At 34.5% G+C, this 24,289-nt stretch carries 30 protein-coding genes; 11 read left to right on the top strand and 19 right to left on the bottom strand.

Annotated elements, in window-relative coordinates; all coding sequences use genetic code 11:
• On the bottom strand, positions 1 to 897 hold the full coding sequence (locus tag MY04_RS11225) for an HK97 family phage prohead protease (RefSeq protein ID WP_084005846.1): 897 nt from the start codon (positions 895 to 897) through the stop codon (positions 1 to 3).
• Between the two features lie 122 nt (positions 898 to 1,019).
• Between MY04_RS11225 and MY04_RS11220 the strand changes: the two genes are divergently transcribed.
• The 9 genes from MY04_RS11220 to MY04_RS11180 all read left to right on the top strand — a co-directional run bounded on the left by MY04_RS11220 (position 1,020) and on the right by MY04_RS11180 (position 8,139).
• Positions 1,020 to 1,475 carry a phage terminase small subunit-related protein gene (locus MY04_RS11220; protein ID WP_066209725.1) on the top strand — a complete coding sequence of 152 codons (456 nt, stop codon included), beginning with the start codon at positions 1,020 to 1,022 and terminating at the stop codon, positions 1,473 to 1,475.
• Positions 1,465 to 2,961 (top strand): phage terminase large subunit, encoded by a 1,497-nt coding sequence (gene terL / locus MY04_RS11215; RefSeq protein ID WP_066209724.1) that lies wholly within the window; start codon positions 1,465 to 1,467, stop codon positions 2,959 to 2,961. Before MY04_RS11220 ends, terL begins: the two co-directional genes overlap by 11 nt.
• A 4-nt stretch (positions 2,962 to 2,965) precedes the next feature.
• The gene (locus tag MY04_RS11210; protein ID WP_066209721.1) at positions 2,966 to 3,379 is read left to right on the top strand and encodes a DUF1320 family protein; all 414 of its coding nucleotides are present in this window, start codon (positions 2,966 to 2,968) and stop codon (positions 3,377 to 3,379) included.
• 2 nt (positions 3,380 to 3,381) lie between these two features.
• Positions 3,382 to 4,569 carry a phage portal protein family protein gene (locus tag MY04_RS11205; protein ID WP_066209719.1) on the top strand — a complete coding sequence of 396 codons (1,188 nt, stop codon included), beginning with the start codon at positions 3,382 to 3,384 and terminating at the stop codon, positions 4,567 to 4,569.
• A 32-nt stretch (positions 4,570 to 4,601) separates the two neighbouring features.
• Positions 4,602 to 5,882: a phage minor head protein gene (locus tag MY04_RS11200; protein ID WP_066209717.1), complete on the top strand. Its 1,281-nt coding sequence runs from the start codon at positions 4,602 to 4,604 to the stop codon at positions 5,880 to 5,882.
• A gap of 93 nt (positions 5,883 to 5,975) precedes the next feature.
• A complete protein-coding gene (locus MY04_RS11195) occupies positions 5,976 to 6,551 on the top strand; it encodes a phage virion morphogenesis protein (protein ID WP_066209716.1) in 576 nt (191 codons plus the stop codon).
• Between the two features lies 1 nt (position 6,552).
• Entirely contained in the window at positions 6,553 to 7,029 is a 477-nt protein-coding gene (locus tag MY04_RS11190) for a hypothetical protein (RefSeq protein WP_066209714.1), read from the top strand.
• A 428-nt stretch (positions 7,030 to 7,457) separates the two neighbouring features.
• Positions 7,458 to 7,895 carry a hypothetical protein gene (locus MY04_RS11185; protein WP_066209710.1) on the top strand — a complete coding sequence of 146 codons (438 nt, stop codon included), beginning with the start codon at positions 7,458 to 7,460 and terminating at the stop codon, positions 7,893 to 7,895.
• Positions 7,896 to 7,941: 46 nt separating this feature from the next.
• A complete protein-coding gene (locus MY04_RS11180) occupies positions 7,942 to 8,139 on the top strand; it encodes a hypothetical protein (RefSeq protein WP_066209708.1) in 198 nt (65 codons plus the stop codon).
• Here MY04_RS11180 and MY04_RS11175 read toward each other — a convergent pair.
• The 12 genes from MY04_RS11175 to MY04_RS11120 form a co-directional block, all read right to left on the bottom strand.
• Entirely contained in the window at positions 8,136 to 8,612 is a 477-nt protein-coding gene (locus MY04_RS11175) for a hypothetical protein (protein WP_158297664.1), read from the bottom strand. The two genes, MY04_RS11180 and MY04_RS11175, sit on opposite strands and share 4 nt — an antisense overlap.
• 97 nt (positions 8,613 to 8,709) lie before the next feature.
• On the bottom strand, positions 8,710 to 8,877 hold the full coding sequence (locus tag MY04_RS11170; protein ID WP_158297663.1) for a hypothetical protein: 168 nt from the start codon (positions 8,875 to 8,877) through the stop codon (positions 8,710 to 8,712).
• Positions 8,874 to 9,068 (bottom strand): hypothetical protein, encoded by a 195-nt coding sequence (locus MY04_RS11165; RefSeq protein ID WP_066209703.1) that lies wholly within the window; start codon positions 9,066 to 9,068, stop codon positions 8,874 to 8,876. The genes MY04_RS11170 and MY04_RS11165 overlap by 4 nt, the downstream gene beginning before the upstream one ends.
• Positions 9,065 to 9,730, bottom strand: coding sequence for a hypothetical protein (locus tag MY04_RS11160; RefSeq protein ID WP_158297662.1), 666 nt, complete (start codon positions 9,728 to 9,730; stop codon positions 9,065 to 9,067). The genes MY04_RS11165 and MY04_RS11160 overlap by 4 nt, the downstream gene beginning before the upstream one ends.
• Complete coding sequence (locus MY04_RS11155; RefSeq protein WP_066209701.1) at positions 9,660 to 10,286, bottom strand: hypothetical protein; 627 nt, start codon at positions 10,284 to 10,286, stop codon at positions 9,660 to 9,662. Before MY04_RS11155 ends, MY04_RS11160 begins: the two co-directional genes overlap by 71 nt.
• Positions 10,283 to 10,756 carry a hypothetical protein gene (locus MY04_RS11150; RefSeq protein WP_066209699.1) on the bottom strand — a complete coding sequence of 158 codons (474 nt, stop codon included), beginning with the start codon at positions 10,754 to 10,756 and terminating at the stop codon, positions 10,283 to 10,285. Before MY04_RS11150 ends, MY04_RS11155 begins: the two co-directional genes overlap by 4 nt.
• Before the next feature lie 49 nt (positions 10,757 to 10,805).
• Complete coding sequence (locus MY04_RS11145; protein WP_066209697.1) at positions 10,806 to 11,189, bottom strand: hypothetical protein; 384 nt, start codon at positions 11,187 to 11,189, stop codon at positions 10,806 to 10,808.
• 197 nt (positions 11,190 to 11,386) lie between these two features.
• Positions 11,387 to 11,587 (bottom strand): hypothetical protein, encoded by a 201-nt coding sequence (locus tag MY04_RS11140; RefSeq protein ID WP_066209693.1) that lies wholly within the window; start codon positions 11,585 to 11,587, stop codon positions 11,387 to 11,389.
• Positions 11,588 to 11,591: 4 nt separating this feature from the next.
• A complete protein-coding gene (locus MY04_RS11135; protein ID WP_066209691.1) occupies positions 11,592 to 12,242 on the bottom strand; it encodes a hypothetical protein in 651 nt (216 codons plus the stop codon).
• 24 nt (positions 12,243 to 12,266) lie between these two features.
• Positions 12,267 to 13,112, bottom strand: coding sequence for an ATP-binding protein (locus tag MY04_RS11130; RefSeq protein WP_066209689.1), 846 nt, complete (start codon positions 13,110 to 13,112; stop codon positions 12,267 to 12,269).
• 36 nt (positions 13,113 to 13,148) lie between these two features.
• Complete coding sequence (locus MY04_RS11125) at positions 13,149 to 15,224, bottom strand: hypothetical protein (protein WP_066209687.1); 2,076 nt, start codon at positions 15,222 to 15,224, stop codon at positions 13,149 to 13,151.
• 2 nt (positions 15,225 to 15,226) lie between these two features.
• Positions 15,227 to 15,436 (bottom strand): hypothetical protein, encoded by a 210-nt coding sequence (locus tag MY04_RS11120; RefSeq protein WP_066209685.1) that lies wholly within the window; start codon positions 15,434 to 15,436, stop codon positions 15,227 to 15,229.
• A 106-nt stretch (positions 15,437 to 15,542) separates the two neighbouring features.
• On the opposite strand from MY04_RS11120, the gene MY04_RS11115 reads away from it, so the two are divergent.
• Positions 15,543 to 16,208, top strand: coding sequence for an XRE family transcriptional regulator (locus tag MY04_RS11115; RefSeq protein ID WP_066209684.1), 666 nt, complete (start codon positions 15,543 to 15,545; stop codon positions 16,206 to 16,208).
• Between the two features lie 1,123 nt (positions 16,209 to 17,331).
• Here MY04_RS11115 and metE read toward each other — a convergent pair.
• The gene (metE, locus tag MY04_RS11110; protein ID WP_066209680.1) at positions 17,332 to 19,653 is read right to left on the bottom strand and encodes a 5-methyltetrahydropteroyltriglutamate--homocysteine S-methyltransferase; all 2,322 of its coding nucleotides are present in this window, start codon (positions 19,651 to 19,653) and stop codon (positions 17,332 to 17,334) included.
• A gap of 166 nt (positions 19,654 to 19,819) precedes the next feature.
• On the opposite strand from metE, the gene MY04_RS11105 reads away from it, so the two are divergent.
• The gene (locus MY04_RS11105) at positions 19,820 to 20,278 is read left to right on the top strand and encodes an Lrp/AsnC family transcriptional regulator (protein WP_066209678.1); all 459 of its coding nucleotides are present in this window, start codon (positions 19,820 to 19,822) and stop codon (positions 20,276 to 20,278) included.
• 86 nt (positions 20,279 to 20,364) lie between these two features.
• Here the strand turns inward: MY04_RS11105 and MY04_RS11100 are convergent, their stop codons facing one another.
• The 5 genes from MY04_RS11100 to MY04_RS11080 all read right to left on the bottom strand — a co-directional run bounded on the left by MY04_RS11100 (position 20,365) and on the right by MY04_RS11080 (position 23,992).
• Positions 20,365 to 21,411, bottom strand: coding sequence for a hypothetical protein (locus MY04_RS11100; RefSeq protein WP_066209676.1), 1,047 nt, complete (start codon positions 21,409 to 21,411; stop codon positions 20,365 to 20,367).
• Positions 21,412 to 21,626: 215 nt separating this feature from the next.
• Positions 21,627 to 21,923 (bottom strand): hypothetical protein, encoded by a 297-nt coding sequence (locus MY04_RS11095; RefSeq protein ID WP_066209674.1) that lies wholly within the window; start codon positions 21,921 to 21,923, stop codon positions 21,627 to 21,629.
• A 163-nt stretch (positions 21,924 to 22,086) separates the two neighbouring features.
• Positions 22,087 to 22,230, bottom strand: coding sequence for a DUF2256 domain-containing protein (locus MY04_RS11090; RefSeq protein ID WP_084005844.1), 144 nt, complete (start codon positions 22,228 to 22,230; stop codon positions 22,087 to 22,089).
• Positions 22,205 to 22,873 carry a flavin reductase family protein gene (locus tag MY04_RS11085; protein WP_066209672.1) on the bottom strand — a complete coding sequence of 223 codons (669 nt, stop codon included), beginning with the start codon at positions 22,871 to 22,873 and terminating at the stop codon, positions 22,205 to 22,207. Before MY04_RS11085 ends, MY04_RS11090 begins: the two co-directional genes overlap by 26 nt.
• Before the next feature lie 9 nt (positions 22,874 to 22,882).
• A complete protein-coding gene (locus MY04_RS11080; protein ID WP_066209670.1) occupies positions 22,883 to 23,992 on the bottom strand; it encodes an FAD-binding domain-containing protein in 1,110 nt (369 codons plus the stop codon).
• Positions 23,993 to 24,289 lie beyond the last annotated feature (297 nt).

Raw genomic sequence — 24,289 nt, 5'->3', positions numbered from 1 at the left:
TTATTTAGTGTTTTTAAGTTTTTCAAATTCTTCAGGTTGCTGATGTTTCAGCTTTGCAAGACCTTCAGGGTCTTGTTGAGACCATTGCAAATACGTCCAATTTGCTCTTGACTCGTCCACTTTTTGAACATTACCAGTTAATGCCGACAAGCTTTGTTTCTTTTGTAAAGAATTCAATGTGCTTTCAGCTAAAGCAATATTGTCTTTTGCAAGGTTCAACCATTGTTCTTTTGCTTCTGCGTTAATCTTACCTTCTTTAATAGCAAGATCTACAAGCGAAGTGGCACGGGTTTCTTTTTCTGCGTCCACTTTTAATTTCAAAGCCTCAAACTCTGTCATTTTCTGTTCTACCGTAGATAAAAGAATTGCCTCATCAACTTCAACAGATAGACCTAAAGCATTTTGCAAGGCCACAGGTAACTTTATCATTGTTTTAAATTTTGGTTCATTTCCGCTTAAACTAAACTGTAAACACACCTCATCGAATGAAACTTCTTTTCCTTCCGTGTTCATTAGCTTTAAAGCATTCGCATTACTTGGAATACTTACCACGCTGATTTCCATAAGATCACTTCTTGTAGCCACAAACTCTCCTGATGGATCAATATCAACCTCCAAAATATGAATGCATGGGCTTGCACCTTTTAAAAATCCCCGTTCGACCTTGCCCGATAATGCTTTTGCTTTTAAATCCTCTTCATCAAAAGTGGCATCAGCCAAAAGCGTGGTTCCTTCTATGCGTAAGTTTTCCCACTTACCATATACATCATCTCTATCATGATTATAGAGCAAAACAGGGTTGGAAAGAAATCTTTGTTGATCTATCCCTTTATTCATCAGCCTGAAGCCGTGAGAGTTTACTTTGCTTTCATCATTTATTACAAAAGTGTGTTTCATTATTCTGCGTTTTAAGTATTACAAACATATACCCCTGTGTTCCCTGAGAAAAACAGAACCGTTATAATACCTACTCTATTTTTTTTGGAGCCGTCTAATGAGGTATTTGCAAACAAAAAGAAATGGGTATTAGAGCGAATAATAAAGAGAAAAACGAATACGCTTATTTGCTTTTCATGCAGAATAAAAAAGAAAAGGAGATATGCGAGAACGTAGGTATTTCACAGCCTACATTGAGAAAGTGGAAAACCGATGGTAATTGGGAAGAAAAAAGAGCATCCCAAGCAATGAGCATTGATACAATACTTTCCAAATCTTTATTAAAAATTAATGAGATGTTGGATGGTGACGATTTCAATGCAGATGCTTTTTCTAAAGCTATTTCCCAGTTGAAGCATTTAAAGGCAGGCAACAACATTAAAATTGATGATGTGATTCGCATCTTTTTGAAATTCTCCAATTACCTGCAGTCAGAAGCATTAAAAGATGACACGGTAGATGAGCAGGTGATGAAGAAAATTACACAGTACCAGGATAGATACATTCAGCACTTAATTAATAAGGATAATGACCTCTAAGGAATTACAAAAAAGGTGGAAAGCCAGAGTAGACGAGGTGCAGAACGCTTTTTTTACTCTTGACTCTAAAAACGACATCGACTCCAGAGTAGCGAGAGCACGAAAGGATTACGCCTATTTTGTTGAAACTTACTTTCCCCACCTTGCTAAAAGTAAATGTGGTAAGTTCCAATTGGATGCCGGTAAATACCTTTTAAAAAACAAAAGAGCAAGAGCTGTATTTGAATGGGCGAGAGGTCACGCTAAATCAACCCATGTTTCTTTACTAATTCCGATGTGGTTAATGATACAGGAACGCAAACAATTCAATATGATGGTTCTTGTTTCAAAAAGTGAAGATGCTGCTGTTCGTCTGCTTTCTGACTTACAAGCAGAATTGCAGTTTAATGCACTATTCAATCATGATTTTGGCGACCAACCCCAAACAGGATCATGGGAGGAAGGAGAATTCAGAACGCAAGGAGGATTTTATTTTGTAGCTCTTGGTCGTGGACAATCCCCCAGGGGTTTAAAAGATAGAAGTAACAGGCCAGATTATATTGTTATTGATGATATTGATGACGATGAAATGTGTCGTAATGAAGCTCGTGTGGATGTTGCCTTGGATTGGCTACTTACTGCCTTAATGGGTACTATGGCGATGGGAAGAGGAAGGGTCACTTTAGTTGGCAACAGAATTCATAAAAAGTCGATACTTGCCAAACTTGTTAAACGACCCAATTTTTATCATACCATAATAAACGCTTTAGATAAAAAAGGACTTCCTTCTTGGAAAGAAAATTACACCTCCAATGAAATATCAGAACTACGTGAGACAATTGGAGAAAGAGCATTCCAAAAGGAGTACATGAACAATCCGATTGAAGAAGGAGTCATCTTTCAGGAAAAGTATATTCAATTTGGTAAAATGCTTCCTTTAAAAAAGTATGCTGCTATTGTGTGTTATACTGACCCCAGTTTTAAATCATCTACCAAAAATGACTTTAAAGCCACGATGCTTTTAGGGAAAACCAAAGAAGGGTATTACCATTTAATAAAAGCGTATGCTGATCAAACCACCGTATCCAATATGGTACAATGGCATTACGATATAGATGATTTCGTAAAAGGAGCGACACCAGTAATGTATTACATGGAAGCTAATTTTTTACAAGATCTACTACTGGAAGAGTTTAAAACATTTGGAGCTACCGTTGGTCATCAGATCCCTGTAAGAGGAGACAAACGCAAGAAGCCAGACAAGTTTGCAAGAATCGAAGCGTTACAACCTCTATTTGAGAGAGGATTTTTTCTTTTTAATGAGAAAGAAAAGGATTCGCAAGGAATGAGAGTTCTAATTGAGCAATTACTTGCTTTTCAAAAAGGTTCCAAAGTACACGATGATGCACCCGATGCATTGGAAGGAGGTGTGTTCTTATTACAGAAAAGAACCGCCACAAAAAGTAACACCTACAGAGTAGGAAGAACATCACCACGTAAATTCTAAGATTATGTTTATCACTTATGACGAAATGAGTACAGTAATCTATCAATATAGTTTGACAGAAATTGCCACTCAAACAGATGTTGAATATCAGATTGCTGCAGCTGTTCAAGAAATGACTTCGTATTTATACCCACAATACGATACTGATGAAATATTTAGTGCTGTGGGTGACGATAGAAACCCTTTACTTGTAGAGTTTGGTAAGAGTATCGCTATATATTATGTGATACGTGTATGCAACTCTGATTACCTTTTTGAAAAGGCTCAACTCTATTATGATAATGCTATTGCTTGGCTTACTAAAGTTGCCGAAAACAATGCTATTGCCCCAAATCTTCCACTAAAAAAAGATGAGGATGGGGAAACCAAAATCAAAAATAGATATGCTTCAAATCCTAAATTCACACATACATTTTAGCCATGACCAATAGAAATAATAGAAACCGAAGAGGGGGCAAAAACAAACAGCAAAAAGGGTTTTACAGAAAAATAAAACCAAAAGCGATATCGAGAACCCGAAAAGATATATCCAACTGGAAGACTGCCTTACAAAAAGCTGATAATGTTGATGATCCCAAAAGACAACTACTCATAGAAGTCTATGAAGATATTATGTTGGATGGAACATTGTCATCTCAAGTGCAACAAAGGCAAGAAAGAACCATTGGTTCATCTTTCCAACTAATTAATAAAAGTGGTAAAGTAGATGAAAATGCAACTAATCTATTTAAAACGCATCCGTTTTATCTTGATATAGTAAAATCTATTTTAGACGCTCCTTTATTTGGTTACTCATTGGTTGAGTTTGAATACATCAATGATGTTTTAACTTTGGTTGAAATTGACAGAAGACATATTTCGCCATCGAACGGACGTTTTTACCCTGATCTTTTAAGTAATAATTATGTTCCTTATCGTGAAGCCAATGAATTTGGGAAATGGTTAATTGAGTTTAACGAATCTGAAGGGCGAAATTATGGGGTTTTAAATAAGTGTGTGCCTCATGTATTATTTAAAAAGTTTGCTCAGGCTTGTTGGTCAGAATTATGTGAAATATATGGTATTCCTCCAAGAGTTTTAAAAACCAACACTCAAGACCCTGAACAATTGGATAGAGCCGAAGCCATGATGCGTGACATGGGTAGTGCTGCATACTTTATTATTGATGATCAGGAGGAGTTTAACTTTGCTACTGGCGTACAAACGGATGGCAACGTGTATAAAAACTTGATTCAGCTTTGTAACAATGAATTGTCAATGGTTATCAGTACGGCAATTATTGGTCAGGATACAAAACATGGAAATAGATCTAAAGAAGAAAGTTCTAGTAAACTTGTTGATTACATTGTAAAAGCAGACAAAAGAAAGGTAGCTCAGGAAATGAATAAGAAAGTCCTTCCTGCTCTGGAGGCCATTGGGTTTATTCCTGGGGGATTGACTTTTCAATTTGAAGTAGAGGAAAATTTAAAATCCCTTTGGGAAATGACTGTACAAGCCATGTCTCATATGGACGTAGACCCTAATTGGGTAAAAGAAAAATTTGGCATTCAAGTTACAGGTGCTAAAAAAGAAGCGGCTTTAAGTGGATTGGATTCTTTTTTCGAGTAAGCCCCTCTATGATGGGGGCATATCGAGAAAAAATGAAACTTTACTACGATAGCTTGAACAATGGTTGCCCTGTTCATGGTGTTATTGAACTTGCCAGTGATAACGCTCCTAAATTGGGAATGGGAAACAAGGCTATTGAAAAAGTGTGGAATGATATTCAAAAAGAACAAATGCTTATTCACCCAGAACTTTTCCATTACACCAATAACTATTTGCAAAGTGGTATTGATAAAATCTTTTCGGACATCATTTATGATGATAATGGTTTTGAAATGGTGCAAAACTTTAGAAAGAATATTGCCCGTTTTTCTGCCTACAAAATGCGTGAGCTAACGGCTGTTTTATTACTATCTGACATTGAAGATGCACCAACTATGGATAAGCTTTATAACACCAATTGGTTAAGAACAGAATATAATCATACTGTTCGTTCGTGCCAATCGGCAGAAGAATGGCAAAGTTTACAAGAGGACAAAGATTTATATCCTTTCTTAAGATATAACCCAAGCGTTGCAGCAGAACAAAGAAGTGAACACAAAAAGCTTTATGGAGTAATAAAACATATTGATGATCCTTTTTGGGATACATGGCTTCCTCCTTCTGCATGGAATTGTAAATGTTCAGTTAGTCAAGAACGAAATGATGATGGTGCAAAAGAGGTTGCTGATAAAATTAAATTACCTCCTAAGTCTATTCGTAATAATCCTGCAAAAACGGGTCAAATCATCACAGATAAACATCCTATGATTGCCATTAGTAATGAAGCTATTAAAAATGGAGTAGAGAAAACTTTTCAGACATTTATTCCTGATCTTCCATACCCTAAAGGCATACAATATAAAGGCAAAAAAGGTAACATTAAAATACATTATTGTGCTCATACTTCAGACATTACCGAAAATATGACCGATGCTAAAAGAATTGTAGATAAATATGATGTAGAGATTTTAATCAAACCTCACACAAATACCGATGATATTAAAAATCCTGAATTTGTGATTAATGGAATTACAGGTGATCGTTTTGAAAGAAAAAAGGATGCGACAGTAAGAAACACGATTCTTAATAATATCCGCAAAAAGCTTAATTCTAAGAAAGGTCAATTATCAAAGAATATTTTTAATAAAGTTTCTCTTGTAATTAATATTAATGAAGAAATTCAAAAAAATAAAACGGGTATAGCTTCGGCTTTATACGGACAAATCAAAAATTATCCTCATTTGAAGTTAGTCTATATTCTTGGAAAGAAAGAAATGATTGTAGTAGAAACAAAAAAAATCAAATCGTATGATGATTTGATTCAACTGTTTTAAAAAAGATGCGGGATTTTCCCTTCCCGCAAGGGTGGGACGATGAGTTTCCCCAAGGTCTAATACAAATATACGAAAACTCCTTAATATAGTTCTATGGCAAAACACATTTTCAAACTTGAACTCGATTTAAAACGACATTCAAAGGAAATTCAAACCTATTTAAATAGAGATGCTCCAAGAATAATGGGTATTGAAGCAAAGAAGCATTATAAAAAAAGCTTTCAGGATAGTGGCTTTACAGATAGTTATTTGCAAAAATGGAAACCTGCCAAAAGAACCAACCCTAAAAGTGTCTGGTACGGGTTTGATTATAGGGCTAAATCTACACCTCCAGATAATCACCCTAAAAGATGGAAATCAAAAAAAGCTTATGAAGCACGAAAACCCAATGCCATTACCAACTTTTCCCCTGCAGCAACAAGACGTAAAACATTAGTAGGTAACACATCTGCTTTAATGAACAGTATTCGATATCGTTCAGGAGAAGGGTTTGTTAAGATTTATACCAATATTCCTTATGCTAAAGTACATAATGAAGGAGGGAAAATAAAAGTATTTGGAAAGGCTTCTGTAAACCTACCTAAAAGACAGTTCATAGGTAAGTCTAATAAACTAAACGCCAAAGTTAAGTTGATGATAAAAAAAGATTTAAATAAAATTTTAAAGTAATATGAAACAGATTTTAAACAGTATTCAAAACAAATTGAGTGAGATCCCCGAATTACGATATTCAGGGGAAGATTGGGGGCAATTAGACATTGACAATCCTGCGGTAAAATTCCCATGTGCATTAGTTGATATGGATCAATTTAATTTTTCTCAAGCAGGGCAAGGAGTGCAAATTGGAGAAGGAACAGTACAGGTAACTATTGCAGACATCCGATTGCAAGGGAATAGACCTCCCTCACAAATGGATAGACCCTCTGATCATGATAATTTTATGACTCTTGTTGAACTTATCAATAGTAAGTTACATGGTTATTATACTGATGAGTTCCAACCATTACAAAGGATATCAGCAGTAAAATTAAAAAGGCCAGACGGCATACGCTCTTTTACAATTACCTATGAAACCGCCTATTTTGATAGGACTGCTCAAACACAATTTACCCCTAGACCTATTAATAATATCGACATCAATACATAAAAAATAGGTTAGCTCTATGAGAACCAACCTATAAGTACAATCTTAAATAACAATTCTTCTTTACTTCAACAAATTTCTGTATCTATTTTCAATAACCTTAAATACCTATCATAACTGATTGGAACCATTGGCAACACTTTATTCATCCAAACCCACTTTTTATTTCTGTCTTGCCGATGTGGTTCATACCACTCAGATACTATTGCCTGAATTATTCTTGCCTTTCTGATTGTATTGATTCGCATCGGTACTGACATAAACGGGTGAGTAAGAGGTGGATGATTTGGTTATTTATTTAACAAAGATAAAAAAAATGACAATTAATGTAAAATATTTAACCCTATATTGAGAACTCTTTTTAGTAAGTTTACACTATACAAAAACAAACCACCTTCCTGAGAAAAAGGTGGTTATAAAACTAAATTAAAATGTATAGTAATATTAAAGATGAAATCTTATTGGAGATTTTTAAAACAGGTCTAACCGAATTACGATTCGATCTGAATAATGATTTTGCTATAAAGCACGGTGTTTCTCCTGAGATAATTGAAGGTTTCTTTAAAGAATTTGAATCAAGAGGTTTTATATCCTATTCAGGTCTTTCTAAATTTAATGCATTAGTCAGTTTAGAATCTCCTTTTTTTACTTTCCTAGAACAAGGAGCTTATGAAAGCGAGAATAGAATTTCGTCTCTTCAAAAACAACAGCTTACGCTTAATGTAGAAACATTGGAACTTCAACTTGAAAAACTTAAAGCGGAGCTTGAGTCTGTAAAAAAAGTCGATCCAAAACTTTTTGAAAGAATTTGTGCAATTTGCTCTCAGATAGCAACTACTACAGGAGTTGCTATTAAATTTACTTCTTGATATAAAGTAATCAAATCTCTGAGCATACTCTATAATTGGATAGAGTATGCTTTTTTTATGTAAATGGAATGGTAAAACTTCTTCTGCTACCACTTCTTCGTTAATAGATAAAATCATTTTTGATGTTATTGAATTATCTGTTTCTGCCCCTACAATCCACTTAAGTTTAAATTCTGTAGTAACTGGTTGTTCCTTTAATGAAATCATAACTTATTTACTTTTTTTTGCCAACATTAGAGCTTAGAAAAATAAATCTAACCCCTTTAATTTTTTTTCAAGTTTTACTTTTTCAAAGTGATCTTTCTCATGATCTAACTCATAAAGTATTAGACCATACTCGAAGTAAATATCTGCTTTTGACATTGTACTATGTCCGTAAATTTTTCTCAATACATCTGCAATACCTCCATATGCAAGAATTAATGAATTTTTATAGCCAACATTAAGTCTTGAGAAAGTGTATACACCTCGATCTGTTCCATCATTATCTTTTTTGAACTCACAGTTAATTAAAATTAAATGATCACCTTTAAAAACATCAAGACAAAAACGAAGCTTTGCTAACAATAACGAAAAACCCGTTTTAATTTCAGATATATAATTGTACGTATACTTCATAACTTTTTTACTTTTCTTGACGACATCATGTAAGTGACCACCATAGATGGCCACATTATGATAAAAACTATTGGAACTACTGTAAGTAGGTAAGACCACCGCTTCTCTTTAGCTTCGTTCCAGTGCTTTATAATTAAGATGATAGCTATTACTAAACCTATCATCACATATGCACTAATGAAAACCGATTTGTAATTCATAGTTTTTTATTCTCTAAGTTTAATTCAATTCTAAATACCACACATTCTAATTGGTAGACAGCCTCATAAATGTAGTTATCCAATTCTGAATTGATGGTTTTAATTTGAGCTTCTAAAATATAGATGACAGCTCTTAGTAATAAGATGTTTATTCTTGCCTTCATGATTCGTTTTGTTTTTGATACTTGACCCCTCCAAATTCAAGGAATCCATTTTCATTGAATCCCTCCAGAAGAGTATCAGCATGATTTACCATTTCTTTTCTCATTTTTAGATAGTCTTGTGGAGGTGTTTGCTCTCTCCATGCATCTACCAATTGGTTAATTAGTAATACTCTGAGTGTTTTAATATTCATTTTTTGAGTTGGTTAATTTTGTCTACGATATATCTTGCTTTAAATGCTTTGTATTCCGCATCGTCTTCCTTCTTTGGTTTCGGTAATTGTGGTTGCTGTTGCATCTTTTTATAAAGCTTGTGCATATGCTCTGGTGATGCTTCGCTTAAATCTTTTTCCTTTTTCCTTTTTCCATGATCGGATATGACTCTATGCGTAACATGTGGTGTCCTTTCCTCCACATCGTACTTATCTATCCACCCACAAATGGTCTGATTATCTATAGCCCCGTACACTTTGCCGTATGCTCCCTCGGATACTCGCCTAAAGCAATAGAGAAGCTCGTCCAAACGGAGATAATAATATTTATCTGTGATCATCATCACGATTTGCATTATCTCGAAATCTGTTTCGGGTTTATTCTTAATCCTGAAGGTGGCTAGAAGCATTTGTAAAGTGATGTGTACTGCTTTCATCAGCTCCCTTTTGTCTTGCTTTTTTAAAGCTACTAACGAAGTCCCTTTTAATGCTTTATCTACCGTGAGGTCATATTGATATTCGAGCAAGTCCATTTTAAGCTTGTCATCCAAGATCAATTGCATGGCTTTGGAATTAGCCGTAGAGATCGTCAAGTTTTGATTGGCTTGAGATGCCTTGGTTTGGAGTGCTCTTTCTTGCTTCATTTCTTAATATCATTATGATGCTGCTTAGATTACTGGCAATTTGCATGGGCTTGATCTGACGTGTCAGGAACTCATCCTCTCGCTGTATTACTTCCCAATGATTTAGAATATACTCCCACGCTTGAAGTGCTTGTGTATCTATTTCGGAAAGTGTTGCTCTGTGGCCTAGTTTCTCTTTGGAAGAATGGAGAAGGTATTGAATGATTTTATGAATTCCCGTGCCGTAAGCTTGTGGAGCGGTAGTCCAGTCGGCAGGCATGCCCGTATGTTTGTAAACCATTTGATTATACAACTGACAAAAGCGGTGATACAACTCTTTGTTTTCTGTCTTTTTATTGACCTCCATTTTTTTGATATTGAAATCCTTTTCTATTTTCCAGAGGTCTCTTTGAGAGAAGGGAACGAGTTGTAAAAAAGACATCATTTGGGAGTGATCAGGCTTTTGTCCTTTGTATTTGAAGGTGTTTTTCAGTTCGATTAAACTCTCATTGTCTTCATCGTAGGTTACTGTAAAACCACCTGTAAAATCTTTCTTTGTTAATCTGTATTTCATCATGTTTCAACGCTAATGTTTTGTTCTGCTAGAACACCCTCCAAGTAATCGCTAAACTTTGCCTTACCAATGTTCTTTTCCATTACCTCTAACTGACTTACAAGCTTTGGTAACTCGTTCATTTTGTATTTCATTAATGGCTTATGCAGGTAGCCATATTGAAGCATCCAATTATTAAAGAATCCCCAGTCTGTATCCTCGTAGTTCTTCTCCAGTTTCAGCATTCCAATTTTTACAGCAATGGCAACTACCTTTGAACGCATCTTGTTTACATATTGCTTTTGATCTTTGGCTTTTGGAGGGTGAATTTGGATAAGTAGATCCTGAAGCATTAAATACACCTCATCTTGGGTCATCTCTTTGGTACTATCGGTTCTCCCTTCGGTGTACTGATGTACTAAATCCTTTCTCTGGTCTGTTATACCTAACTCCTTGAGGTAGGCAAAAAACATCTTTCTTTGTTGGTGAGTCATGATTATAAATTTTTAAGATTAGGTGAGGCCGAAACCCCACCCATTGAAACTATCCAGCGTACACAGCAAGCGTAACCTTCTGACCAATACTAATACCGAGCTTGGCCAATAACTTTTTGATGCGATTATCTTTACCCGATTCTGCAACCACTTTTGGTTCGTCGAGCTTTACATCTAGGAACTTCCCATCTGTTTGCTCAATCAGTTTTATCTTTGCCTCCTCTTTGGCATCAAGACAATCTTTCGTTCTTTGTGCGATGTAGGTGCCACATTTAAACTTGATTTGGAAAGCTTCGTCCATCTTGTCGGTGTTAGACTTTGCGTAGTCTATCAATTTCGCCTTTAACGGCTTTTGCTTTGCTTGTAATGCCTTGATTTCTCTGTCAAGGTTTTGAAACTCCTGTGCGGTTTTTTCAATGCTTCTTACTGCCATTGTGATTAAAAATTTATAAATGAAAAACTTGATTTCTTGCAACTTTGTGTGTGGATTCCAATAGATCAATCCTTAACCTTATTGAACTCCACGATGTGGATTTTAATTCTCCTAGAAATTCCTTACTAGCAGTGAATACTTTTTCTTTACAACTGATCTTCCAACCCTTGTATGTTGTTAATGTCTTTTCCATTGCTTTAAACTTGATTTAACTCATTTTCAAAATGATTTATTTTTGATTTCAAGGCATTCCAAGAAAATCCTCTTTGATCGGGACACCCCTCTTTGGTGCCTTTATAGATTCTTCTATGACTAAGGCCGATATCTTCATAATCTATTACCCAACCTTTATAACCATAGCGTAATACATAACTGATGCTTCTAAGATTCTTATTCATGGCTTTACTCTTTATCAATCCAATACTTGCTTGCCCCTTCTTCCCAAATGGTAAATGGTTCGCCACCTCCGTACCTTGACACTGGGAAAGCTCTGTAACCTTCCACTCTTATTTTTACATCGGCATCGTAACGGGCAAAATTGGCGGTACGTCCTGCGGGATTCTTTCCTTCTGCATGGGAGATAAATACAAACATTTTGTTGGGGAATTCCTCTTTCAGGTCTTTGTATTCCTGTTTGTCCATTCCTGTGTATTGGAGGGAGTCGATAATAATTACCTTTGGACTTTGTCTGCCTTTGAGTCTCTCCTTTAGTTCTTCTATTGGTTCTCTATCTAGGATCAGGAACCTACGCTTCACATCTACCATTCGAGTTTCTTCGATACCTTTTTGGAAGGAGCGTCTTGCTCCCTCCTCTAATGTGTTGTAAGCGACCTTGCAAAAGCTTGCCATGTATTTGGCTAGTTGCAAACAGAATCTTGTTTTCCCGTTGCCTGAGTTTCCCCATATTATCCACACGCCCGATTGTTCTGGCATTCCGAATGCATCTTTCCATGACCCAGTAAAGTTGAAAGTGGTAAATCTCTTTTTGCTTAGTTGGTCTACTGTAATAGCTCTGTTTCTGCGAGTTCTTCTTTGCTTCTTTAGTTCACTCATTTTTAAGTTCTTTAAGTGCGACTATCAAGCAGCATCATGCAAATAGGCTCTAACCATTTGCTTTACTCTGCGTAAGTCTAAGTCGCTGTCGTCTATAATTTTTTTAATGACTCTTTTCTCTGCAATACCATTGGCTTTGCAGATCATGATAATATCTGCTTCGGATACTCCTTTCAACTCCACAAACTTTCGGTTACATCTTGAGTAGATTTCCTTGTATCCTTTTTTATTGAGTTTCAATCCTCTTTTAATTCGCTTTGAAAGGTGATCGGTTGCACAAAGCACGAATCCTACTTTATCTTCCAACTCGTTGTAAATCGTAATGAAGAAATACAACACCTGATCACTTAATTTATCTGCTTCGTCTAGGAGTAGTACAGGATTTTCTTTTTTCTTGAGGGTAACTACCACCTCGTTTACCATCTCTGCAACGGTTAAGCCTGAGAAGTCACGCCCCATTACCCTTAATAATTCACTTAGGAAAAACTTTCTGTTCCAAAACTCCGAGCATCTAAGCAGGTAAGCGTTGCTATGTGTGGCACTGTAGTCTGATAACGCATAACTTTTACCTGTTCCTGCTTCTCCAGTAATGGCAATCACAGCGTTGTTCTCCTGGGCGAATTGTACTTTACCTGTGATGTCTTGAAAGTCTCTTGTCATGACCCCTTCCCAAACTTTCGGTGACCAACCGACACCGTCGGCCACCTTTAAAAATATCTCGTCTGAGGTTTTACCAATCTTGCCAGCCACAAGATCTCTTAGTTTCACATTACTAACACCAATGATGTTAGCGGCTTTCTCTGGGCTTCCAACGTGATTAATGAAAGCTCTTAGTTTTTGAATGATCTGTTCTTTTTGTATCTTTGTCATCGTAATATTATTTTAAAATTCTACTCACAAAGGATTTTACAGAACATCGAAGAACTTAAACGACGAATCGTCATTATCATCGTCTTTTTGTTTTTCGGTGTTTTTGTTTACAAGCGGGATAGTATCCATATTCGATACTTCCTTAAATGCTTCTCCAATGCTAGTTTCCTTTACTTTTCTTTTAGAGACTTTTTTAGTTTTTGCCTCTGGGTTCTTTACACCTTTTACTTTTGGTGTGTTCAATCCTTGATCTTCCGCTCTCATTCCAAACTCTGCCAATATTTCTTCGGCTTTATTGAAACGATCTAATCTGTTTTGATCGACTAGGCTCTGTACTTTCTTATAATATTCAGACTCCCATGCTTCCTGATCTTGGACTGCTCTGTGTGTTATCGGCTTGAGTTCTGCATCTGCTTTAAACTCCAATCCCAAAGCATCTTTAGTGTAGAGCTTAATGTATTCAGGGTTTTCAGGATCGTATTTGATATAGAACTTACGTCCCATGTTGTTATCCAGCCACTTAATGTTTGGTACATTGCCATTCATGACTGCATATTGTCTTTTCTCTCCTTTCTCTGTGAGAATGATTCCCTGATTGGTCATTGTCACTGGGTTTGGTCTTTCTATCCAGAACAAATCGACCATATCCCAAATACTCAACTCCACTGCTTTCTCGTTTTCGCTTTCACGATACATTTGTGCTCTTGGAATTCCCGTAACATGATGGGGAGCATTGTTCCATTCCTCTCTACGCTGTTTGTAGATCTCCTTTACTTCTTCCTCCGTAGGAAGATTGGCTTTGTTGGCAAGGATAAACTCCTCATTCTTCTTACTTTCTTCGGAAGTAGCCGTAATGTTTTGCCCTGTAAAGAACCAATCCTGTTTTAAATAGCGTTGTTGGAATCTACCAAATGCACTCTCAATGGTTTTTGATGCACCGTTATAAGGCTTTGTTTTAATAGACAACCTTGCAATTTTGGTTAAAAGGTTGCCTGCCTGTAGCTTCTTATGACCGCCTTGTCCATCAAACTTTAATTCATAAGGTCTTCTTCCAGAGATTTGAGCCGCCATTTTAAAAGCACCGTATTGCATCTCGTAGTTTTCGGTTTTTGCAAATGAGTAACCTAGTAGTACTTCGCTGTAAGCATCCATCACCTCGTACACAAACATGGTTTTCATGTTTCCGTCAGCATCCAAATAGTAATAGTTTAACTTGGTACCATCGGCATACCAAAGCATATCTCTCTTTGAGGCCATCTTTGTAGAGTGTTGGAAATCGAACTTTGCTTTAGCAGCTAATGAACCCCTTCTTGATGTGATCCATAGTGCCTCTACTTCGGGTTGATACAAATACGAGCGAATGGCTCTTTCGTCTTTTAGTGTTTTCCATCCTTCCTCTTCGGCTTTCTCGTTGTACAACTCCCAAAGATGTGGAACACTTGTCACTCTCTTAACCTGATTCGACCACTTGGCAAAAAGCCACATTCTTGCATCTTCTGTTAATATGCTACTGCTGTTATTACAGAAGTTGCGGTGAATCAGTACCTCATAACCTCCTTTGATATACTTGTCCAAACGCTCGCGTAATCGTCTGGTGTTCTTGGGTAAGTTATGTGCCCAGGTATGTCTTGGTAGATCGGCAACAACATCCGAAATCTTTTCCCAAAGTTTACCTTTTCGTCCTCCCAGTGCCTGACGTTTCGCCATCATGAAGTTGCTGTACTCCTTAATAGCATTTAGCACTGAGGCATTTGCTGTGTATTCTATGCGTTTGGCTTCGGGTAATGCTTTTCGTTTTCCGTTATCACTATCAAAAGTGTAATCGTCGAAAAACTTCTTGGCAGTGTTATCAATCTCAAGGAAATTAAAGAAGCTGTTTCGTCTGTAGATCTTATGTGGGTCTCCAAACTTTTCCTCGATCTTGTCTCTGAAGCGTTGGGGGAGTGTTTCGTAATAGACGTAAGCCTTTCTTCCATTACCTCCTCCTTTAGCCATCACAATCTGATCTCTTCTTTTTAGATTCTTATAATTCTGTTGACTTATTATATCTGCTTCCCCATAAAGCCATGTGCTTTCAACACATAGTTTGTTGTTGAAAAAATCGAAAGACATGTTTAAGCAAAATTTCTTTCTTCTAACCCCGTATCGATGATGATTGCCTTTGCCTCTTTCTCTAAAAGATCTTTCAAACGAGATCTGATTTTTTGATGAAGAGTGGTGTTGTAAGCATATCTTACAGCATACCTTACTGTGGCTTGACTGGTCTTCAATTCTTCTGCGACTTGCTTAACAAAACTTGTCGGTACATTAATTTTTTTGCTCATACTTATGGTGTTGGTTTAATAATACATACATTTGTTTTTGTATCGAACAATCATTTTTTGTTTGACAATACAAATATATAGAAAATAATACGAACATAACAATACAATGATAGAAAATAATACGAACATTTCAGAAAGAATCAAACACTTTATTGATAGTCAAGGTTTTACAATTAATCAATTTTCTAACTCTGTAGGCGCTTCTAATAGTTATTTTAACAAATTATTTAAAAATAAAGGATCAATAGGGTCAGATAAGGTTGAGAAAATACTACGAACATATCCTTTTTTAAATGTCAAATGGTTATTTACTGGTGAAGGAGAAATGTTAAACACAGGTGTGAAACAATTACAACCCAATAATGAACTAAATAATGGGATTCCTTTAATACCAATAAATGCAATTGCAGGTTTTGGAGAAATGGATGTATCTATAACTCAAAATGATATTTATGACTATTATAATGTCCCAGACTTTAAGGGAGTTGATTTCATGATTAGAATTAAAGGAAATAGCATGTACCCTAAATATAATAGTGGAGATATTATAGCTTGTAAAAAAATAAATAACACCAATATCATACAATGGGGTGAAATATATGTAGTCTACGTTAGAGATCTTGGTACTATGGTAAAAAGACTTTTACCATCTAGCGAATCTAAAAGTTCAGTAAATTTTGTAAGCGACAATAAAGATTACCCTCCTTTTGAAGTTCCTAAGAATGATATCTTAAGCTTATCTATTATTTTAGGTTTCATTAGAGTAGAATAATGTATACGTCAAGGATAATCATATTCTTGACATGTTCTTATCTACAAATAAATGGTCAATGAATTGTCATTTTGTACACCTTTTTCACGCACCCTAAATGTTAAAAAACACTCAAAAACCGCCTTATTGTATATGTAATAGCGGTTTTTTATGTTTTTAAAAGTGCATTACCCCCCTATGAGTTTACTCTTTTAGTCGTTTTTCAACCTATTTTATGTCATTATCCACCCCTTTTTTTATTGTTTTTACACATATTCTGACACCCCAACTGACACCCCAACTGACAACCCAACCCCGTTTTTTTACACTTTCAACACCTAATAACGATCTATTAAATACGTAATTAATCCCTATTTCAACTGGATTAAAAGCAAATTAAAAACGCCCAAAACGGGTATATTAAGCCACATTTTGAGCGTATCAGTAAGTTTATTTAAGAATATTTTCGTTTTCTTCTGGAAGAAAAAAGGGTAAAGAAAGAAAAAGCAAGTATTTACACAATTCGTTTTGTTTAGGTGTTTCCCCCTGGTACTTGCAATAAATTGCCCTCACGGTATTGTAATGGCTGTTTTTTGGGTATTTTTTGGAGGATTTCGCCCCCCTGTATTATGTACATTTTGTTTTGCCCCCTATATAAAACTAAAATGAATAGTTTAAAAAGTTTCATATTAATTATTAGTCTAACATTAAATTGAGTAATACTGTTTTTTTGAAAAAAGTTAAATACACCGTTCTTGATTATCAATTCCATGATATTTAGTCAATGTATCATGTTTCAATAGTTTTGTTTCAGTAATTATAATAGTCGCTTGTTTACTTTGATCTGAAATTTAGTTTATAGCACTATTTTGATTACATCATTAGTTGATTGAAGTTTTTTCAAAAAATATAGTTAGAATATTTTCCGTTGACGAATATTGATGATGAACTTTTAACGTCCAAGTACAAAAAAGAATAATTATATGTTTTGTTGGTAAAATGATATTATTTTAAGGTGTACTTAATGTTAAGTTCTTGTGTCTGCTATTTTATTGTACTATTAATTGATAACTTCTAATGATTTAAGTATTTGATACTATAAGAAAGAGGTTCAACCTATATTGTCGAACCTCTAATAATATAATTAAGACACTTTCTCAGTAAATAATTCTCTAGCTTTTTTAGTGGCATTCACCATTGCTTCTAAAGATGCTTTGGTTTCTGTCCAACCTCTTGTTTTTAATCCACAGTCAGGATTTACCCATAGTTGTTCTAACGGAATTTTAATTTTTGCTTTATTGATAAAATCAAGCATATCATAAATAGAAGGAACATTGGGTGAGTGGATATCGTATATTCCCGGTCCAATCTCATTGGGATATTTGAAGTTTGAAAATGCATTCAATAAATGAAGCTGAGATCGTGAACATTCAATCGTAATCACATCTGCATCCATTGCAGCAATTGATTTAATGATATCATTAAATTTCGAATAACACATATGAGTATGGATTTGTGTTCCATCTTTCACCCCACTACTTGATATTTTAAAAGAGTCAACGGCCCAATCTAAATAACTTTGCCAATCTCCTTTTCTTAAAGGAAGACCTTCTCTAAATGCAGGTTCATCAATCTGAATGACCTTTAACCCCGCTTTCTCTAAATCAATTACCTCGTCTCTTATTGCCAAACTTATTTGTTTACAGGTTTTATGTCGAGGTTGATCGTCTCTAACAAAAGACCATTGTAAAATAGTAACAGGTCCTGTCAACATTCCCTTTACAGGGCGTTCAGTTAAACTTTGTGCATAGGCACTTTCTTTTACCGTCATGGCTTCAGATCTATGTACATCACCATAAATAATAGGAGGTTTAACATACCTCGAACCAAAGCTTTGTACCCAACCATGACTTGTAAATGTGAATCCATCCAATTGTTCTCCAAAGAATTCAACCATATCATTCCTTTCAAATTCTCCATGGACTAAAACGTCTACATCTATAGATTCTTGAAAACGAATAGCGTCTTTAATTTCATTCTTTATGAAGTCTGAGTATTGTTCATGAGTGATTTTTCCTCTTTTAAATAAGCTTCTATTCTTTCTAACCTCTTTTGTTTGAGGTAGGGACCCGATACTTGTAGTAGGAAGTAAAGGCAATTGCAAAGCCACTGCTTGTTGAACTTTTCTTGATTTAAAATCACTTGCTCTTTGAGATTCTTTAGCTGAAAGATTTTTTACTCTTTCTTGCACTTTTAGGTTATTGACTAATTCGGAAGTAATTCTTGATTGAATATCAATTTGATTACTGACATAAAGAGGATGTTGATAAGGTTCTTTTTCAGCAACAAGTGCTTTAAGCTGTTCTAATTCCTCAATTTTTTGCTGAGCAAAACTCAACCAAGGTTTTACTTCGGGGTAAATTTTTGATTGTTCATCCTCTAAATTTAAATCAATAGGACTGTGTAATAGAGAACAAGAAGGAGAGAGTACGATTCGGTCAGAACCTATGGATGCCTCTACTTTTTTTATTACTTCTAATGACTTTCGGAAATCATTTTTCCAAACGTTACGCCCATCAATAATGCCTAATGAAAGATGAAGGTTTTCATTAAAGAGTTCGTGATTTAAGATATCGTTTATTTGTTCACCACAACGAACTAAATCTAAGTGTAAGGTATGAATAGGGAGTTGAAGAACAGTAGTTAAGTTTCCCCCATAGCAATCGAAATAATTCCCTAAAGTGATATCTAATTGAGGAAATTCTTTTCCAAAACGTTGGTATACTTTTTTAATGCACTCTTGAATCAGAGGGTTTTCATCCAATGCCAAGCAGGGTTCATCAAATTGAATTTTCGAAGCACCATGCTCAAGTAATTGATCCAGGATTACAGAGTAGGAAGCCAGTAAATCGTCTAATAGATCTAATCGGTGGAATCCTTTATCAATTTCCTTTCCTAACCAAAGAAAAGTGACAGGACCAATAATTGTTGGAAGAGTTTCAAATCCGCTGACTTTAGCTTCATTATATTCCTCCACAATTTTGATGGGTTTGCTGATGCTAAATTGAGTGTTTTTATAGAATTCTGGAACAATAAAGTGGTAATTGGTATCGAACCACTTAGTCATTTCCATAGCTTTAACATCTGAAGTTTCATTTTGAAAACCTCTAGCTAAAGCGAAATACAATTCTAAATCATTGAGGTTTTCCTTTTGCTGAAGTTGTCTAAATCGTTTAGGGAGACAGTCGAATGTATAAATCAAATCCAGTATCTGATCATAAAACGAGAAATCGTTAGAAGGAATATCATCTAGAATAGATTGTGCTTCCCAGTTTTTCTTTCTGATGTCTTTACCAACTTCAATGAGTTGTGCAGCATCAATTTCTTTTGCCCAAAATTGTTCTAAGGCCTTTTTAAGTTCTCTTTTTGCCCCAATACGTGGGAATCCAAAGTTTCTAGTTTTCATAGTGTGTGTAGTTAAAATTTCTACACAAAATTAGTTTTGATGATTTTTGTTTTGGTATAAATCAAAAACATTGGATGATAAAACTTTATATCTTATTCTTACTGGAAAATAATTCTGAATAACGAATAAATAAGTCAGTGTATTAGAAATTTTTTCTTCAGCTAAAATGGATCAAACAGATAAAAAAATACTCAAACTGCTTCAAGAAGACGGAAGTATTACGACAAAAGAAATAGCCAGACGAATTCACCTTTCCAACACTCCAGTTTATGAGCGAATCAAAAAAATGGAAAGGGAAGGAGTAATTAAAAAATATGTAGCAGTTTTAAATAGAGAAAAGTTAGATAGGGACTTAATCGTATTTTGTAATGTGACTTTAAAGGAACATTCTAAAACTATAGGTCATAAATTTGTAAAAGACATTACTGCTCTAGAAGAAGTGGTTGAATGTTACAATATTTCAGGAGACTATGATTTTCTTCTAAAAGTGATGGTCAAAGACATGAAGGCTTATCAAGATTTTGTTTTAAATCGATTGGGGGAAATTGAAAATATTGGGAGTGCACATAGCACATTTGTAATGGGCGAGATTAAACAGAGTTATAAAATACCAATCACAGAGTAAAAAGAAATACTAATCTGAAATTATAAAAATAAGTCTGTCCTATTAATATGTAATAAGACAGACTTACATCAATAAATAACTGATAATTATTGAATTACTGATGCTTTTAATTTCTTTAATTTGGTAGACCTACTTAATATAAGTTGCTTGTACTTTTCGGAGTCAATTTCCTTTCCAGCATTTGCTTGAGCATATTTCATGCACTCAAGAGATACTTTAAAGTCGTTTAACCATATTGAAAGCATGCCAATATTTGCAACGATATAAGCACTGGTTTTTTTATTGTAAAGTGCTTTTTTATCCTTAAAATCAACTTCTTTGATAATTGATCTAAACCTACTGATCACCTGTTCTGCTTCTTTATTATACTCGCTACCAGCATGTCCTTTATGTGCTTCAATTAAATGAAAAGCTTTGATCATGTCATCACAGATAGAATTGTATGCTGTATAGTCTCTTTTAGCAGTTGATTCTAATTTCAAAACAGGAATTTGGATCTGTTTTTCCGTGTAAGCATAGTTATTCGTTAGGAAAGAATGAATTTCTTGGCAATGTTTTTCAAACTCTTTAGCTCTTAACTCATTAATAAAATCTTTACTTAAATGATTTTTCCAAAACTCTCTTTCCTCTTCTGATCTTAAAGCAGGAGTATCAACACGAACATAGTTATTAGAATTATTCAGGTATCCACTGTGTATATTTTTCCCATTTACTTTTACTTGGAAAAAAACAGGCATTTTATAAATTAATTCATAAGAAAAATGAGTGAATATAATTCTTTGTCCATCAAATACTTTAACCTTTTCTATCGTTTTTTCTTCAAAACCGAGGGTTTTAAAATTATTTGTTTCGATTTCTATTGAAAAATCATCAGAATGATCTACAATAGAATAACCTTCTATTGTAGTTGCTTCGAGAAGCCTTTTTTCCACACTATCTTTTTTACTGCCATCATAAAACGATTTAGGTAAGGTGATTTTTCTGGAATAGGAAGTTAAGTTAGAGGGCAACGGATTTTCTGGTAAATGAATATATTTTACAGAAATAGTTTCTTTATCTAAATTTTGCCCAAAAAGAGAAACACTAAAAAAGATGAAAGCAAAGTGAAAAAGTTGAATACAATAAACCTTCATAAAAAGTGAGTAGTTAATTATGTAAAAAATAAAAGGGAAACAGATTGTATAAAATAGTCAGTTTCAATATGGTAAATACAAATCCCAAAATAAAAGACTTGTAAAAAATGAGCAAATAATTTTCTATTTATTTAAAAAAAGAGCCTGAATTTTGAAAGATTCAGGCTCATACTGTAATTTTTTTCTAAAAGAAGTAGGTGTTCTTTATCGTATTTTTATTTATCGAAGTAGTTAGGATTCTGTTGTAAGAACATTTCCGCATCTTCTGCAGTCATTTTAAATTTCTGCATTAGCTTCTCCATGTCTGCAGTAACTACTTTTTTAGGTGCCGCTTTTTTTCTAGCTGCAGTAGCTCTTTTTTTAGTCTCCTTATTCTTCTTTTCTCTTGCTACAGATTCTTCTACTTCAGAAGTCACAACCGATCCGCCACTCCCGTCACATCTAACTAAGTGAGAAACAAATTCGGCATCAGGTATTCTACCTTTACATCTAGGACAAGTTCTTGTTGACATAAATATGAAATGATTATTATGATGAGTGAATGCAAATATATACTATAAAACACCTTTCATAAAAAAGTTTTCTCAACTCTTTAGAAACGTTCAATAAATAGATGCATATGTACAATAAATTCTAATGAATTTGGAGTGAATCATTTTGTTTAAAATCAAGTACTTAAATAGGAATTGAGGTTTTATTTCTTCTGCACCTTTCAGAACAATATTTTACCTCTTCCCATACTTTCTTCCATTTCTTACGCCAAGAAAATTCTCTTTTGCATACAGGGCAGGTCTTATGAGGTAGATGTTGCTTTTTCATCACTTAGTTTTAGGTTTAAAGTTTCGAGGTCTTTTTTTCTAGCATAAGGGAAACTATTGAGGTAGTTAAACGAATAATACGAATTCAATCCAGAAATTCCAGTAGCATCAATTTTATCTAAACGTAAATAACCTTGTTCTGTGATGGCTTCTTCAGGGATGAAAATATGTTGTATTTCTCCAACGATCATTACTGTATTATTAGATTTTATAGGAATGCTTTCTTTTAATTCTAAACCGATTTTTACTTTGGCTTCTTTTACAAATGGAGCGTTAAAACCATCAATATATTCAGGCGTAAAATGACATTTTTCAAATTCAGAATCTTGATCATACATCTTGGCAGAAGTATAATGAGCCCTCATGATCTGATTCGTATTGACATGATTTATAGTATATACATTGTTTTCGTAGATATTCCTTAATGTATGTCTGGGTACATCTTGAGATGGTCTACTAATAAAGCCCAGTAATGCAGGGTCACTCCCCAAATGCACTACCGAGCTAAATATAGCGAGGTTATCACCATACTTTACAGACGAGCTCCCTATAAGGTTAGCGGGCTTAATGCCTGTAATACTATTAATTAGATTAAGGCGTTTCACCCGGTTCATCTCTTTAATAAGATATTTTGTTAAATGCATGTGTTTTAATTATAATATAGTTTCTAGGTCTTTTTTTAAATCTTTTTTGACCAATTTCCAGAATTTAAAGAAGGAGTGATAGTCTCCAGAGATATTAGAAATCCAATCTCGAGATTCTCTGTTGCCTTTATAATGCTTGAATGCCGGATGTTCTTTAAAGTAGATTTCAGCACAGCCAAGTGCTGCTTTTAGCTCATCAAACTCTCCAATGAATAGTTGTATTCCTTCAATATTTTTCGATAAATCGATGATAAAATCAAGGACTCTTTTAGATATTGGAAATTTCTCAAAATGAGAAGGCTCTAATAATAAAATTCTATTTCCTTTCTCTGAGCTATGCCACTCAGGATCTAATTGATAGGAATTATAAATGAAAGTAGGAGACTTTTTATCAATAACTATAGAAGTGGCTTCAGGTAAATCGGTTTTCAATTCCAAATTTAGGGTAGCCTTCAACTCTTTGGGCACTTTTTGATATTCAATCTCATTATATGAGACATCTAAATAACTTCCTTTTTGTTGGGTATGGGTGTACTTATTAATATTTTCCTGATTGGCAAAATACTTTTTGTTTGAGTTTGCTCCACATACCCATTGCCATGACAAAGCGTTTGATGCCCAATCTCCATCAAGTAGGTGATAATACATCCATTGTGCAGGTTGTTTCCAGTGAGCCTGACCAATATTGCAAATCAACATACTTATATACATTCTCATATGATTATGCATATATCCAGTTTTCTCCAATTCATCAATTCCGTGATCTAAAGCATCTATACCTGTAGACTTTTCTAATATTGATATTGGGAGTTGATAGTGTGCAACATTGGGTTGAGTTCTTTTTAAATCATCATCTATTAATTCTTCTTTATGAACCCACAATTGCTGCCAATAATCTCTCCAAGCCAATTCTTGAACAAATTTCTCTATTTTTCCGAATTCATACCCCTTACTTAAAAGAAGTTGGTATACCTTTTTTGTAGATATGACGCCTCTTGAAATATATGGAGATAAATAGGAGACGCTTCCATCAATGTAATTTCTAGAAGCAGCATAGAGGTCAGGATTATAATTATTTAATAGCTCAAGAATTACAGAGTATTTAGTAGAAAAATGCATAGAGGATAATATTTAAGTGTAATAACTAAATGCTACAACCTCAATTTTGTTTATAAAAACAGTCAGAATGTTTTTTATCAATGATTTTTTAATGAAAGAATAGCATCATTTTAATGTAGTTGTAAATATTATTATATCAATTTCTGTTTTTAACTCGACATTTCTCGACCAATACAACTATATGAAACTTTATAAAAAGTGATGTCAAGTAAATAGTATTGCAATTTTTTTTAACAGAAAAATATATTCCTCAAAAAAAGCTGTTTTTGATATCGTGAAGATTGTTTGTGACAATTA

The sequence above is a fragment of the Flammeovirga sp. MY04 genome, from assembly GCF_001682195.2.
Classification (GTDB): domain Bacteria; phylum Bacteroidota; class Bacteroidia; order Cytophagales; family Flammeovirgaceae; genus Flammeovirga; species Flammeovirga yaeyamensis.
The sequence above is the reverse complement of the archived record's forward strand: the minus strand, read 5'-3'. Positions and strand labels throughout refer to the sequence as shown.

Coding starts and splice junctions, on each gene's coding strand:
- MY04_RS11220 (WP_066209725.1), top strand. CDS start 1,020: ATGGGTATTAGAGCGAATAATAAAGAGAAAAACGAATACGCTTATTTG.
- MY04_RS11210 (WP_066209721.1), top strand. CDS start 2,966: ATGTTTATCACTTATGACGAAATGAGTACAGTAATCTATCAATATAGT.
- MY04_RS11090 (WP_084005844.1), bottom strand. CDS start 22,230: ATGAAAAAGCAACATCTACCTCATAAGACCTGCCCTGTATGCAAAAGA.
- metE (WP_066209680.1), bottom strand. CDS start 19,653: ATGAAAACTAGAAACTTTGGATTCCCACGTATTGGGGCAAAAAGAGAA.
- MY04_RS11085 (WP_066209672.1), bottom strand. CDS start 22,873: ATGCATTTAACAAAATATCTTATTAAAGAGATGAACCGGGTGAAACGC.
- MY04_RS11205 (WP_066209719.1), top strand. CDS start 3,382: ATGACCAATAGAAATAATAGAAACCGAAGAGGGGGCAAAAACAAACAG.
- MY04_RS11155 (WP_066209701.1), bottom strand. CDS start 10,286: ATGATGAAATACAGATTAACAAAGAAAGATTTTACAGGTGGTTTTACA.
- MY04_RS11115 (WP_066209684.1), top strand. CDS start 15,543: ATGATAGAAAATAATACGAACATTTCAGAAAGAATCAAACACTTTATT.
- MY04_RS11145 (WP_066209697.1), bottom strand. CDS start 11,189: ATGGCAGTAAGAAGCATTGAAAAAACCGCACAGGAGTTTCAAAACCTT.
- MY04_RS11180 (WP_066209708.1), top strand. CDS start 7,942: ATGCTTTTTTTATGTAAATGGAATGGTAAAACTTCTTCTGCTACCACT.
- MY04_RS11080 (WP_066209670.1), bottom strand. CDS start 23,992: ATGCATTTTTCTACTAAATACTCTGTAATTCTTGAGCTATTAAATAAT.
- MY04_RS11225 (WP_084005846.1), bottom strand. CDS start 897: ATGAAACACACTTTTGTAATAAATGATGAAAGCAAAGTAAACTCTCAC.
- MY04_RS11120 (WP_066209685.1), bottom strand. CDS start 15,436: ATGAGCAAAAAAATTAATGTACCGACAAGTTTTGTTAAGCAAGTCGCA.
- MY04_RS11140 (WP_066209693.1), bottom strand. CDS start 11,587: ATGAATAAGAATCTTAGAAGCATCAGTTATGTATTACGCTATGGTTAT.
- MY04_RS11190 (WP_066209714.1), top strand. CDS start 6,553: ATGAAACAGATTTTAAACAGTATTCAAAACAAATTGAGTGAGATCCCC.
- MY04_RS11125 (WP_066209687.1), bottom strand. CDS start 15,224: ATGTCTTTCGATTTTTTCAACAACAAACTATGTGTTGAAAGCACATGG.
- MY04_RS11170 (WP_158297663.1), bottom strand. CDS start 8,877: ATGAAGGCAAGAATAAACATCTTATTACTAAGAGCTGTCATCTATATT.
- MY04_RS11150 (WP_066209699.1), bottom strand. CDS start 10,756: ATGACTCACCAACAAAGAAAGATGTTTTTTGCCTACCTCAAGGAGTTA.
- MY04_RS11100 (WP_066209676.1), bottom strand. CDS start 21,411: ATGAAGGTTTATTGTATTCAACTTTTTCACTTTGCTTTCATCTTTTTT.
- MY04_RS11135 (WP_066209691.1), bottom strand. CDS start 12,242: ATGAGTGAACTAAAGAAGCAAAGAAGAACTCGCAGAAACAGAGCTATT.
- MY04_RS11105 (WP_066209678.1), top strand. CDS start 19,820: ATGGATCAAACAGATAAAAAAATACTCAAACTGCTTCAAGAAGACGGA.
- MY04_RS11185 (WP_066209710.1), top strand. CDS start 7,458: ATGTATAGTAATATTAAAGATGAAATCTTATTGGAGATTTTTAAAACA.
- terL (WP_066209724.1), top strand. CDS start 1,465: ATGACCTCTAAGGAATTACAAAAAAGGTGGAAAGCCAGAGTAGACGAG.
- MY04_RS11195 (WP_066209716.1), top strand. CDS start 5,976: ATGGCAAAACACATTTTCAAACTTGAACTCGATTTAAAACGACATTCA.
- MY04_RS11130 (WP_066209689.1), bottom strand. CDS start 13,112: ATGACAAAGATACAAAAAGAACAGATCATTCAAAAACTAAGAGCTTTC.
- MY04_RS11200 (WP_066209717.1), top strand. CDS start 4,602: ATGAAACTTTACTACGATAGCTTGAACAATGGTTGCCCTGTTCATGGT.
- MY04_RS11160 (WP_158297662.1), bottom strand. CDS start 9,730: ATGAAGCAAGAAAGAGCACTCCAAACCAAGGCATCTCAAGCCAATCAA.
- MY04_RS11165 (WP_066209703.1), bottom strand. CDS start 9,068: ATGAATATTAAAACACTCAGAGTATTACTAATTAACCAATTGGTAGAT.
- MY04_RS11095 (WP_066209674.1), bottom strand. CDS start 21,923: ATGTCAACAAGAACTTGTCCTAGATGTAAAGGTAGAATACCTGATGCC.